The 11,849-nt window shown below is 72.4% G+C and carries 11 protein-coding genes and 1 pseudogene; 8 read left to right on the top strand and 4 right to left on the bottom strand.

From position 1 onward, the window contains the following. Positions 1-388 precede the first annotated feature (388 nt). The 5 genes from ABZ453_RS25520 (at position 389) to ABZ453_RS25500 (ending at position 5,265) form a co-directional block, all read left to right on the top strand. A complete protein-coding gene (locus tag ABZ453_RS25520) occupies positions 389-1,219 on the top strand; it encodes a hypothetical protein (RefSeq protein WP_359018031.1) in 831 nt (276 codons plus the stop codon). A 114-nt stretch (positions 1,220-1,333) separates the two neighbouring features. Further along, a complete protein-coding gene (locus tag ABZ453_RS25515; RefSeq protein ID WP_359018029.1) occupies positions 1,334-2,146 on the top strand; it encodes an SAM-dependent methyltransferase in 813 nt (270 codons plus the stop codon). Between the two features lie 25 nt (positions 2,147-2,171). Beyond that, the gene (locus ABZ453_RS25510) at positions 2,172-3,575 is read left to right on the top strand and encodes a glutamine synthetase family protein (RefSeq protein ID WP_359018027.1); all 1,404 of its coding nucleotides are present in this window, start codon (positions 2,172-2,174) and stop codon (positions 3,573-3,575) included. A gap of 1 nt (position 3,576) precedes the next feature. After that, complete coding sequence (locus ABZ453_RS25505) at positions 3,577-4,713, top strand: amidohydrolase family protein (RefSeq protein ID WP_359018025.1); 1,137 nt, start codon at positions 3,577-3,579, stop codon at positions 4,711-4,713. A 15-nt stretch (positions 4,714-4,728) separates the two neighbouring features. Further along, complete coding sequence (locus ABZ453_RS25500) at positions 4,729-5,265, top strand: NUDIX hydrolase family protein (protein WP_133048061.1); 537 nt, start codon at positions 4,729-4,731, stop codon at positions 5,263-5,265. Here the strand turns inward: ABZ453_RS25500 and ABZ453_RS25495 are convergent. Further along, positions 5,228-6,046 carry a DUF427 domain-containing protein gene (locus ABZ453_RS25495; RefSeq protein ID WP_359018023.1) on the bottom strand — a complete coding sequence of 273 codons (819 nt, stop codon included), beginning with the start codon at positions 6,044-6,046 and terminating at the stop codon, positions 5,228-5,230. The genes ABZ453_RS25500 and ABZ453_RS25495 overlap by 38 nt on opposite strands. 18 nt (positions 6,047-6,064) lie before the next feature. Here ABZ453_RS25495 and ABZ453_RS25490 point away from each other — a divergent pair, with 18 nt between their 5' ends. Together ABZ453_RS25490 and ABZ453_RS25485 are read left to right on the top strand one after the other, a co-directional pair. Next, positions 6,065-7,006, top strand: coding sequence for a sigma-70 family RNA polymerase sigma factor (locus tag ABZ453_RS25490; RefSeq protein WP_359018021.1), 942 nt, complete (start codon positions 6,065-6,067; stop codon positions 7,004-7,006). A gap of 55 nt (positions 7,007-7,061) precedes the next feature. Continuing rightward, complete coding sequence (locus ABZ453_RS25485; protein ID WP_359018019.1) at positions 7,062-7,619, top strand: dihydrofolate reductase family protein; 558 nt, start codon at positions 7,062-7,064, stop codon at positions 7,617-7,619. Between the two features lie 294 nt (positions 7,620-7,913). On the opposite strand, the gene ABZ453_RS25480 is transcribed toward ABZ453_RS25485, so the two are convergent. Beyond that, entirely contained in the window at positions 7,914-8,642 is a 729-nt protein-coding gene (locus tag ABZ453_RS25480; protein WP_359018044.1) for a hypothetical protein, read from the bottom strand. Between the two features lie 321 nt (positions 8,643-8,963). Between ABZ453_RS25480 and ABZ453_RS25475 the strand changes: the two genes are divergently transcribed. Next, the gene (locus ABZ453_RS25475; protein ID WP_359018017.1) at positions 8,964-10,892 is read left to right on the top strand and encodes a hypothetical protein; all 1,929 of its coding nucleotides are present in this window, start codon (positions 8,964-8,966) and stop codon (positions 10,890-10,892) included. Here the strand turns inward: ABZ453_RS25475 and ABZ453_RS25470 are convergent. Then, a pseudogene (locus ABZ453_RS25470) lies at positions 10,862-11,084 on the bottom strand (aldo/keto reductase); the annotation flags it as partial. The gene ABZ453_RS25475 and the pseudogene ABZ453_RS25470 sit on opposite strands and share 31 nt — an antisense overlap. Positions 11,085-11,158: 74 nt before the next feature. Continuing rightward, complete coding sequence (locus ABZ453_RS25465; protein ID WP_359018015.1) at positions 11,159-11,824, bottom strand: NUDIX domain-containing protein; 666 nt, start codon at positions 11,822-11,824, stop codon at positions 11,159-11,161. Positions 11,825-11,849 lie beyond the last annotated feature (25 nt).

Here is an 11,849-nt window from a genome sequence, read left to right as displayed (position 1 = left end):
GTGCGCCGACGGGCGGCGGGCCGTACTCACCCGCCCAGCCCAGCGCGCCGACGGGCAACGGCCCACTCACCCCTCCAGCCCACACCGCCCTTGAGCGGCAAGCCGCACCCACCCCTCCAGCCCGGTGCGCCGACGGGCGGCAAGCCGCACCCACCCCTCCAGCCCGGTGCGCCGACGGGCGGCAAGCCGCACCCACCCGCCCAGCCCAGCGCGCCGACGGGCAACGGCCCACTCACCCCTCCAGCCCACACCGCCCGCACCCATCCCTCCAGCCCGGTGCGCCGACGGGCGGCGGGCCGTACTCACCCGTCCGGCCCGGTGCGCTGGTGGGCCGGTGCGGCCGGTGGTGCGCTGGACGGGACCGCTCGCCGCTCAGGAGGCCTCCGCCATGATCCGACGTCCGTCCCGGCCCGTCCGTGTGCTCGCCTCGGCGCTGGTCGCGGGCGCGCTGCTGACCACCGCGGCCTGTTCGGACGGCGGCGACAGCGCGGGCGGGGGTGCCACGCCCACCGACCTCGCCGCCTCGCCCCTGGCCCGGGCGTCCGCGGCCAGCTCGACGCCGGCCGCCCGGCTCACCCGGGCCGGCGCGCAGGCGGCGCTGATCACCATGACGGACCTGGAGGGCGGCTGGACCCCGGTCAAGGGCGCCGAGCACTGGGACGACACCCTCCTCGTCGGCAAGGTCGACGTCGCCGCCTTCCTGACCGCGAAGACGAACGCCGCCGACTGCCAGCGGCTCCTGGACGCCCTCTACGACGACGATCTGCTGGGCAAGCCGACGGGCGCCTCGGCACTGGCCGGGTTCCAGCAGGGCGACTCCCGGCTGCTGTACCAGGTCGCCGCGTACAACCCCGTCCGTCTGAGCGCCGCACTGGGCTGGATGAAGACGCTGCCGGTCAAGTGCGACCAGTTCACCGCGACCGACGCCAAGGGCGGCAAGCGGACGGTCCAGGTGACCACCGCCTCGGTTCCCGCCCAGGGCGACGCCCGGCAGGGACTGCACGTGACGGTGCAGGGCACCACGAACGGCGAACCCGCAACCCTCACCCTGGACGTGGCCGCCGTCCGCGTGGGCAACGACGCGATCACCGTCACCGCCGGCGGTCTGGCCGGCGGTGCGCACGACTCCCTCGAACAGGCCGTTCGGGAGGGTGCCCAGCGGCTCAAGCAGGTCCAGGCGGGCAAGACGCCGGCCCCCGGCCCCGGCCGCACCCCCTGACGGACGGCGACTGGCCGATTCCGCACGCCTGATCAGCCGATTCCCGGGACAGTGTGATCACCGGGCGGCACAATGGCGGCGACGGCCGCGGGCGGTGCGATAAGGAGCTGAGTCGTGAGTGAGAGCCACACCCCTTCGGGCGGGTCGGCCAGACTGAACACCGGTGTGGCGCACAACGCGCGGGTGTGGAACTACTGGATCGGCGGCAAGGACAACTACGAGGTCGACCGGCAGGTCGGCGAGCAGGTCGCCGGGATGTTCCCGATCATCCGGGAGGTCGCCCGGGCGGACCGCTGGTTCCTGGGCCGGGCGGTGCGGTTCCTCGCCGAGGAGCGCGGGGTACGGCAGTTCCTGGACATCGGCACCGGACTGCCGACCGCGGACAACACCCACCAGATCGCCCAGCGCATCGCGCCGGACGCGCGGATCGTCTACGTCGACAACGACCCCATCGTGCTCGCGCACGCCCGCACCCTGCTGACCGGCACCCACGAGGGCGTCACCGACTACATCGAGGCCGACGTCCACGACCCGGCCGCCATCGTCGAACGCGCCGCCGCCACCCTGGACTTCACCGAGCCCGTCGGGGTGATGATGCTCGGTATCCTCAACTTCGTGCTGGACGCGGAGAAGGCGCGGGAGATCGCCCGCCAGATCATGGCCGCGGTTCCCGCCGGCAGCTGTCTGGCCCTCACCCACCCGACCACCGACGAGGAACTCGGCGGCGAGGGGCAGATCGCGGCGATGAAGTTCTGGAACGAGAACGCCACCCCGCCCATCACCGCCCGCAGCGGCACCGACATCGCCGCCTTCTTCGAGGGACTCGAACTGCTGGAGCCGGGCCTGGTGTCGTGCTCCCGGTGGCGCGCCGAGGCGGACTCCCCCGCCGCGGTCCCGCAGTACGGCGCGGTGGCCGTGAAACCCTGACGGACGTCTCGACCGTGGAGGACGTATGACCACCCTCGCCGATCCCGTCCCCGGCGGCCGCCCCGGCGACGTCGACCGGGCCAGGGCCCTGCGCGGTGAACTGTCCGGGCAGGGCGTGCACGGCGTCGTCCTGTCCTACGTCGACACCGCCGGCGTCGGCCGGGTGAAGACGATCCCCACGGCGAAGCTCGCCTCCGCCGCGGCCTGGGGCGTCGGCATGTCACCGGTGTTCGACACCTTCCTGGCGAACGACTCCATCGTCACCACGGACGTCCTCGGCTCCCCCGACGGCGATCTGCGCCTCTACCCCGACCTCGACCACCTCGTCGTCCTGGCCGGGCAGCCCGGGTGGGCGTGGGCGCCGGTCGACCGGATCACGCAGGAGGGCGAGCCGCATCCGGGGTGCTCACGCACGGTCCTGCGCCGGCTGGTCACCGAGGCCGCCGAGCGGCACGGGCTGTCCTTCGAGGCGGGCATCGAGATCGAGTGGGCCGTCGGCCAAGGCCCGTCCGCCACCGGGGACTTCGTGCCGGCGCTGCACGGACCGGCCTACGGGGCGGCCCGGCAGGTCGAGTTGAGCGACTACGGCGCCGATCTGCTGGCCGCGCTGGCGGCGCAGGACGTGGAGGTCGAGCAGCTCCATCCCGAGTACGCGGCCGGGCAGTTCGAGATCTCGGTGGGCGCGCTCGACCCGGTGGCCGCCGCCGACCGCAGTGTGCTGGTGCGGCAGACGATCCGGGCGGTCGCCGGGCGCCACGGACTCGTGGTGTCGTTCGCCCCGGCGGTCTTCGCGCAGGGTGTCGGCAACGGCGGCCACATCCACCTCTCCGCCTGGCGCGACGGAGTCAACCTGCACTCCGGCGGTGAAGAGCGCCACGGAATGACCGCCGAGGCCGAGTCCTTCGCGGCGGGCGTCCTCGCCCACCTCTCCGCGCTCACCGCCGTCACCGCGCCGAGCCCCGCCAGCTATCTGCGCCTCAAACCCTCCCAGTGGGCGGGGGTGTTCACCGCCTGGGGACGCGAAACCCGCGAGGCCGCGGTGCGGATCGTCACCGGCACCGCCGGCCTGCGCGAGCGGGCCGCCAACCTGGAGGTCAAGCCGGTCGATCTGGCCGCCAACCCCTACCTCGCCCTGACCTGCGTGATCGCGGCCGGTATGGACGGGCTGACCTCGTCCACGCCCCTCCCCGAGGAGATCACCGGCGACCCGGCCCACCTCGGCGAGGCCGAGGCGGCGGCCCGGGGTGTGCGCCGACTGCCGGCCTCGCTGCCGGAGGCCGTGGAGGAGTTCCGCAAGGACGAACGGCTGCGGGCCGCGCTCGGGCCGGTCCTCGCGGACGCCGTGATCGCCGTACGCCAGGGGGAGATCGCCGCGGTCGAGGGCTACGACGACGAACAGGTGGCGGCCGCCTACCGCTGGAAGTACTGAGATGCCCTCCGGTCCCGTCCAGGAGGCGCTCGACGCCCTGCCGTTGGTGGACCACCACTGCCACGGTGTGGTCACCGGCGACCTGGACCGGCAGGCCTTCGAGACGCTGATCACCGAGGGCGGGGCCTGGCCCGGGATCTCCACCTTCGACAGCCCGGTGGGCGTCGCGATCCGGCGCCACTGCGCTCCCCTGCTGGACCTCCCGCGCCACGCGCGGCCCGACGCATACCTCGCCCGGCGCGCCGAGTTGGGCCCCGGCGAGGTGCACCGCCGCTTCCTCGACGCCGCGGGGACCGAGGTGTTCTGTGTGGACACCGGGTACGCCCCGGAGCGTCTCACCACACCCGCCGAACTGGTGGAGCCCGTGGGCGGGACGGCGTACGAGATCGTGCGGCTGGAGAGCGTCGCCGAGGAGGTGGCGGCGCGGGGGGTCGAGCCCGGCGAGTACGCGGACCGCTTCCGGGTGGCCGCGCTGGAGGCGGTACGGCGGCCGGGCGTGGTCGGCGTGAAGTCGGTGGCCGCCTACCGCACCGGCTTCGACCTGGATCCGGCGCGCCCCTCCGACACGGAGGTCACCGAGGCGGCCCGGCGCCTGCTCGCGAGCGGTTCCGGACGGCTCGCGGACCCGGTGCTCGTACGGCATCTGCTGTGGACCGCCGTCGACCTGGGCCTGCCGCTCCAACTCCACGTCGGACTCGGCGACAACGACATCCGGCTGCACCGCTCGGACCCCGCCCACCTCACCGACTGGCTGCACCTGACCGCCGGCACGATCCCGGTGATGCTGCTGCACTGCTGGCCCTACCAGCGCCAGGCCGCCCATCTGGCGGCGGTCTTCGAGCAGGTGTATCTGGACGTGGGCCTCGCCCTGCACCACGTCGGCCCGGTGCGGGCACGTGCCGTGCTGGAAGAGGCCCTCGAGATCACGCCCTTCCGCAAACTCCTGTACAGCTCGGACGCGTACGGTGTGGCCGAGTTCCACTGTCTGGGCGCGCTGTCCTTCCGCCGGGCGCTGGCCGGACTGCTCCAGGAGCGGGTGGACGACGACGAACTGGACCTGCCCGACGCGCTGCGCCTGGCGGAGTGGGCGGGAGCACACAACGCACGCCGGGTATACCGCCTGCCCGGCGCCTCCTGAAAGTATGATCAAGCAATGTCTGACATGACCGATACCACGCCCGGTTGGCTCTCCCCCGACGAGCTGGAGATGGCGCGTGCCAGGATGCCGATCCTGTACGTCGAGGCCGTGCCCGTACGCGTCGACGACAGCGGCGAAGTCACCAGCGTCGGCCTGCTGCTGCGCATCGGGCCGGACGGGACGGTCAGCCGGACCCTGGTCTCCGGCCGGGTGCTGCACCACGAGCGCGTCCGGGACGCCCTGCTGCGCCACCTGGAGAAGGACCTCGGCCCGGTGGCGCTGCCCCGGATCCCGGCCTCGCTGCAGCCCTTCACCGTCGCCGAGTACTTCCCGACCCAGGGCGTCACGCCGTACCACGACCCGCGTCAGCACGCGGTGTCGCTGGCCTACGTGGTCCCGGTGACGGGTGACTGCCGACCCCGGCAGGACGCCCTGGACCTGGTCTGGTTCAGCCCGCAGGAGGCCGTGTCGGAGGCGGTGCAGAGCGAGATGCCGGGCGGGCACGGGGTGCTGCTCAGGCAGGCGCTGGCCCACGTGGGCTGCTCGGTGTGAACAGCGCGCTGAACGGTGTGACGGGGCGCTCCAGCCGCTCCCCGTCCACGGTGATGTCGACCGCCTCGTTGAAGAAGGCCAGCAGCCCCTGGATCGTGCCGACGGCCGGCAGCGGATCCGGGTAGCTCCACACGAGGTTCGCCCCGCCGGGCGTCGACCAATATTCGGCGGTGCCCTTGTAGGGGCAGCCGGTGTGGTGGTCGGTGGGGGTGAGCAGGTCCATGCGGACGTCCTCGCGCGGGATGTAGTAGCGGGTCGGCAGGCCGGTCTCGAAGAGCAGCACGGGCCGGTGGGTGTCGGCGACGAGCATGCCGTCGACCTCGACCTGGACATGGCGGCTGCTCACGAGGGCGTCGACGCGTTTGTGCGGGTCCCGCGGGTGGATGAAGATCTCTTCCTCCTCCTCGTACCAGTGGTCGAGGCCCTTGCCACTGCGCCGGAACCACTCGAAGGCGATGTGGTCGGCGAGGTCGGCGGAGGGGAAGGTCCAGGCGGCGTTCTCCACCAGCTCGCCGTCGATCTCCAGGTCGTAGAAGACCGTCGATCCGGTGTGGGACCCGGTTCGCGGGCGTTTCGCGGGGCGCAGGAGGTCCTCGCGTACGTCGCCGCGCGGGAAGGCGTACTGCGGTACGGGCAGTGACGGTTCCCAGACGAGGACGGGGTGCCGGCTGTCGACGACGGTGACGTCGCCCTTGCGGCCTCGCACCCGGCGCTCGCTCGGCTCCCACAGGAGGCCCTCGGGGGTGCTGCGGACGGACGGTGCGGTGGGGAGCCCACTCATGGGTCCATGATGAACCCCATGGACCTTGAGCCGTACCGGGGCGAGTTGGTGGCGTACTGCTATCGGATGGTGGGCTCGTTCCACGAGGCCGAGGACCTGGTGCAGGAGACCTTGCTGCGGGCCTGGAAGGCCCGTGACCGGTACGACGCCGGCCGCGCCTCGGTGCGGACCTGGCTGTACCGGATCGCGACCAACGTGTGTCTGACCGCGCTGGAGGGGCGGGCGCGACGCCCGTTGCCCTCGGGACTGGGCGCGCCGAGCGACGATCCGGGCGTCCCGCTGACCACGGCCTTCGACATTCCCTGGCTGCAGCCGTTCCCCGACAGCCGCTACGACGTCGAGGCACGGGCCGATCTGCGGCTGGCGCTGGTGGCGGCCATGCAGGTGCTGCCGGCCCGGCAACGGGCCGTGCTGGTGCTGCGGGAGGTGCTGGAGTTCAGTGCCGCCGAGGTGGCCGAGCAGCTGCAGACGACGGTCGCCGCCGTGAACAGCGCGCTGCAACGGGCCCGGGTCGCGCTGGCGGGCGTGGGCGATCCCGGCGAGGTGACCGAGCCCGACGACGCCGGGGCACGGGAGGCCGTGGGGCGGTACGCGCGGGCGTTCGAGGCGGGGGACGTGCCCGGGCTGGTCCGGCTGCTGACGCACGACGCGATCCTGGAGATGCCGCCGGTGCCGCTGTGGTACCGCGGGAGCGAGCGGTACGGCCTGTTCATGGAGCGGGTGTTCGCGATGCGCGGCACGGGCTGGCTCAGCCGGTCGCTCACCGCGAACGGACAGCCGGCGCTCGCGGCCTACGCGCCCGGGGCGGAGGGCGGGCCGCACCGGCTGCATTCGCTGCAGGTGTTCACGGTGGCCGGCGGTCTGGTCGCCCGCAACGTGGTGTTCGCCGATCCGCGGCTGCTCGAGCCGTTCGACCTGCCCCGGGAGATTTTCTTCGACGGGTTTCCCGGCGAGCGATGAGTCCGGCCGGTGTCGCCGGTACGTACCGGTGACACCGATCGAGAGGACATCGGACATGAGCGTCATCGTCATCGCGTACACCACCCTGGACGGGATCGTCACCGACCCGGACGGCTCCGAGGGGACACCGGGCGGCGGCTGGCTGTTCGGACACGGCCCGGAGGTGGTCGCCGGGGACAGGTTCAAGCTGGGGACCAGCCTGGACGAGGGGGTCCTGCTGCTGGGGCGGACCACATGGGAGCAGTTCTCGCGGCTGTGGCCGGAGCGCGACACCCCCTTCGCGCTGCGGATGAACGCCGCGTCGAAGCTGGTCGCCTCGCGCACCCTCACCGACGTCTCGGCCTGGTCCAACTCCCGCCTCCTGGAGGGCGACCTGGTGGACACCGTCAAGCGGGAGCGACGGGACGTGGTCGTCATGGGCAGTCTCGGCGTCGCCCGCGCGCTGATGGCCGAGGACCTGGTCGACGAGTACCGGCTCGTCACCCTCCCCACGCTCGTCGGCACCGGCGGTCGGCTCTTCCCGGCCGACACCTCACCCGTCCACCTGGAGTGCCTGTCAGTGGAACGGGCCGGCCCCGCCGTCCTCGCCCGCTACGGGAGGACCCCGGCCTGAGAAGGCTGCGTCTGCGGTCGTAACGGCCGGTCCCTCACGCCGGCAGCGAGGGATCGGCCGTGGGACACCGCGCCGACAGGGAACCGGGAGCGGCCGACCTGGACGGTCCGCCGTCGCAGTGTCTGCGGCCACGCTCATGGACCAGGCCAACACGACAGCGGCCACGACCGCACCGCAGCAGCGAGGGACCCCGCGTAAAGCACCGGACCGGCACGGAACCGGGGGTGGCCGGCAAGGACGGCCCGACGGTCCGTCGTCCGCGGCCACGCTCACGGACCCCGCGCCGCGGCGCCCTCACGGCAGCAGTGAGGGGCCGGCCGTGGGGCATGGGGCCGGGACGGAGGCGGGGGTGGACGGGGAGGACGGTCCGACGGTGCGTCGGCGACCGCGCTCGTGGACGAGGGCCAGGACGATGGCGGCCGCGACCGCGATGAGGTGCTCGCGGCCCGCCAGGTTGGGGACGGCGATCGACTCCCAGACCATCGAGCCGCCGGTCAGCGTGAACACGATGGGGGCGCGGCGGACGACGGAGATGTACGTGAACAGGCCGACCACGGCCGCGGACGGGCCGGTGTCGAGGACCTGCCCGATCTCCGGCGGCAGTCCGATGCCGTGCCAGCCCGGCCCGATCGCGAGCATCGCCCGGACCGTGAGGGTGCCGGCCAGGGTGGTGACGTAGGAGATGAGGAGCGTTCTGGCGCGGCCGAGCGCGAGTTCGGCCAGGGCGAAGGCCAGGAACAGCTGGGTGATGCCCGCCCACACCGGCAGGTCGAGGGCGGGCACGTACAGCGACACCGGTGTGCGCAGCAGCGCGAGCCACAGCGGCAGGTCGGCGTAGACCCCGCCGAGCAGCCGTACGGCGGTCGCGCCGGCCGGGTGCTGGGCGATCGCGTGGAAGAAGATGACGCCGAAGGCGGCGAGGAAGGCGAGCGACAGCGCGGGCAGCCCCCGGCGTCTCAGCTGCCGTACCGGATCGGCGATGATGCCGTTCCACTCGCCGCGCAGTGTGCGCCACAGGAACAGCAGAGCCCGCCACCACCACACGGCCTGGGGCTGTCCCTCACCCCGTTCGACCAGGTCGGTCCCCCTGATAAGCAAGATTCCCCCGTCTCTCGAGCACGGCCCCCACCGTATTGACCGGAAATCCGCGCGGGTCGTTCATAACCCTTGGCTAAAGCTTCAGTGAATTTTTCGGGGCTGTCACGTGTACAACCATCGACCGGCTGTCCCCGTCGAACTGGCGACATCGGCGATGACGCCGTGCGTGGTCCTTGGGGGGACGTCTTGTCCGTGCTGGTCCGTTGGCTCTGTGCTGTCCTGCGTGTACCCAGGAGAGCCGATCTCTTGCTCGTCCTCCTGTTCGCCGTGGGCTTCGCCGCACTGCCGGTCTTCGCGCTGCTGCCCTCCCTGGGCGGCTTCGCGGCGGCCTCGGCGGTGAGTTACGCGGCCGACGAGGCGCTGCACGTGAGGGCACCCGCGTTCGTGCGCCGCCTGGCCGCGCTGCAGTTCGACCGCACCCTGCGCTTCGCCTTCCGGACGCTGATGCTGCTCGCCCTGGCGGACCGGCTGGAGGCCCCGGACCGGGTGCTGATCGCCGGGCTGGCCGCGTTCGCGCTCCACTTCGCGCTGGTGATGTTCTATGCGGCGGTGCACCACGCCATCCGCCGCCGGCGGGAGCTGCCGGCGGCCGTGCGCAACCTCGACATGAGCGGGGCGGGCATCCCGAAGGCTCCGCCGGCCGTCCTGTACCGGCGGTTCCTGCGCAAGCTGCTCCATCTCGACCTGCCGGCCCACGCGGGCCTGTTGGCCGCCCTGGCCACCGGCGGTTGGTATACGGCCCTCGCCGGCTACACGCTCACGGCCGGTTCGACCCTGGCGGCCGTCGTGGCGCTGCTCGCGCAGTTCCGCCGGGCCCGCCGGACGCCGGGCCGGGAGCGGATGATCGCCGAGGTGAACCGGCAGCTGGCCGGGTACGGACCAGAGGTCGCCCTGTATTTCAGCTTCGCGGCGGTCTCGCAGGACTTCATGTACCAGGTGAACATGTGGATCGAGACCCTGGAACGCCTCGACCGGCGTCCGGTGATCATCCTGCGGGAGCACGCCTCGTTCCGGTACCTCAGCCGCACCTGGATCCCGGTGGTGTGCGTGCCCAAGGCCGACGACCTGGCCGAGCTGGAGCTGTCCGGGGTCCGCGTGGTGCTGTATCCCGGCAACGCCGGCAAGAACGTGCACATGCTGCGGGTCGCCGAGGCCAAGCACGTCTTCATCGGCCACGGCGACAGCGACAACCTCGCCAGCAGCAACCGGGTCAGCAAGGTGTACGACGAGATCTGGGTCGCCGGACGCGCGGGCCGCGACCGCTACCAGCGGGTGCGGCACGCCATAGCGGACGAGGCGATCGTCGAGGTGGGGCGCCCGCAGCTGTCGTCGATCCGGCTGCACGCCGACCACACGCCCGGTCCCCTCCCGGTGGTGCTGTACGCGCCCACCTGGGAGGGCTGGAGCGACGACGACTGCCACACCTCGCTGATCCCGATGGGCGTACGGATCGTCGAGCGGCTCCTCACCGAGGACGTACGGGTCCTCTACAAGCCGCACCCGCTCACCGGCCGCCGTTCACCCGAGGCGGCGGCCGCGGACCGGGCCGTACGGGAGCTGCTGACCGCCGACAACGAGCGGCGCGCGCTCGGCCAGGCGGCCGTGGAACCGCGGTTGGAGCGGATCCGCGCCCGCCTGGACGAGCTGACCGGGCGGGACGCCGGCGACCACGCCCAGCAGACCCGGCAGGCCCGGCTCCCCGACCGCGACGGCACCGCCGAGTGGCACGCCCTGCACACCGAGTGGCACCGCCTCCACCAGGCCGCCCGGGGCCCGCTCCGGCACGAGGTGGTCACCGGGCGACTGCCCACGCTGTACGCCTGCTTCGACGAGGCGGACATCCTGATCAGCGACGTCTCCTCCGTGGTCGCCGACTTCGTCGCGAGCCTCAAGCCGTACGTGCTGACCAACGCCCGGGATCTGCCGGACGAGGAGTTCCGGGCCGCCTACACCACCGCGGGCGGTGCCCATCTCCTGGACCGCGCGTGCACCCGGCTGCCGGAGATCCTGCGGTCGGTGCGCGAACCCCGGCACGATCCGATGGCCCCGCGCCGCCGTGCGCTCAAGGAGTACGTCCTGGGCCCGGACCACCCCACGTCCCTGGAACGGTTCAACGACGCCGTCAACGCCCTCGCCGCACGAGCTCAGTTCGCCGCGTCCACCCTCGAGCGCTGATCCGCCGTCAGCTCCAGGTCGACGGCGGTGAGGTTCTCCTCCAACTGGGCGAGCGAGGAGGCGCCGGCCAGCGGGACGATCGGGACGTCCGAGCCCGACTGCCAGGCGAGGACGACCTGGTTGACGCTCGCGCCGGTCTCCTCGGCCACGCGGCAGCCGCTCCGGGCGGACGTAGGCGCCCTTCAGCAGGGGATGGGTGTTCCTCCCGTTCGTGTCCGGGTTTGCCGGCTACGAACGGGAGTCTTCCTCTTGAAGTGCGCTTGAGGTCAACCCTTCGCGAAGGGTCCATCGAGAGCGGCCCACTGCAGCAGCATGATGGTCTTGGCGTCGTTGATCTCGCCGGTGCGGATCATCTCCAGGGCGCGGCGGAAGGGCAGTTCGACGATCTCGATGTCCTCGCCCTCCTCCTCCAGGCCACCGCCCTCGTGGGTGTGGGTGGCGGGTCCGTAGGCGGCGGCGAAGAAGCTGACGCGCTCGGTGACCGAACCGGGGCTCATGTAGACGTCGAAGACGTGCTCGACCTCGCCGATGGTGTGCCCGGTCTCCTCCACCACCTCGCGGCGCGCGGTGAGTTCGGGGTGCTCGTCATCGTCGTCGAGCAGTCCGCCCGGGGTCTCGATCAGCATGCCGTCGGGGTGGCCGTTGACATAGACGGGGAAGCGGAACTGCCGGGTGAGCAGGACGGTTTCGCGGTCGGTGTCGTACAGGAGCATGGTGGCGCCGTTGCCGCGGTCGTGCGTCTCGCGCTGCTGGCTCTTCCAGGTGCCGTCGGCGTGCTGGAAGTCGAAGGTGGTGGCGCGCTCCACGTACCAGTGGCTGGAGAGCAGTTTCACCTCGCGCACCCTCACGCGCGGGTTTCCGGTCAGGTCGAGGCCGGTTCTGTCCAGGCCGGTGCGGCCGCGGCGGTCCGGGGTGTCGATGCCGGCGGTCACAGGTCACCGCCGGTCGTGCGTGAGC

It is taken from the genome of Streptomyces sp. NPDC005799 (assembly GCF_040630525.1).
In the GTDB taxonomy this organism is placed as follows: Bacteria; Actinomycetota; Actinomycetes; order Streptomycetales; family Streptomycetaceae; genus Streptomyces; species Streptomyces griseorubiginosus_B.
Note: the sequence above shows the minus strand (reverse complement) of the source record. Positions and strands in the feature narration are given on the sequence as shown.

Excerpts from the sequence above, each read along its gene's own strand:
- ABZ453_RS25520 (WP_359018031.1), top strand. The coding sequence starts at position 389 with ATGATCCGACGTCCGTCCCGGCCCGTCCGTGTGCTCGCCTCGGCGCTG.
- ABZ453_RS25510 (WP_359018027.1), top strand. The coding sequence starts at position 2,172 with ATGACCACCCTCGCCGATCCCGTCCCCGGCGGCCGCCCCGGCGACGTC.
- ABZ453_RS25505 (WP_359018025.1), top strand. The coding sequence starts at position 3,577 with ATGCCCTCCGGTCCCGTCCAGGAGGCGCTCGACGCCCTGCCGTTGGTG.
- ABZ453_RS25500 (WP_133048061.1), top strand. The coding sequence starts at position 4,729 with ATGTCTGACATGACCGATACCACGCCCGGTTGGCTCTCCCCCGACGAG.
- ABZ453_RS25495 (WP_359018023.1), bottom strand. The coding sequence starts at position 6,046 with ATGAGTGGGCTCCCCACCGCACCGTCCGTCCGCAGCACCCCCGAGGGC.
- ABZ453_RS25490 (WP_359018021.1), top strand. The coding sequence starts at position 6,065 with ATGGACCTTGAGCCGTACCGGGGCGAGTTGGTGGCGTACTGCTATCGG.
- ABZ453_RS25485 (WP_359018019.1), top strand. The coding sequence starts at position 7,062 with ATGAGCGTCATCGTCATCGCGTACACCACCCTGGACGGGATCGTCACC.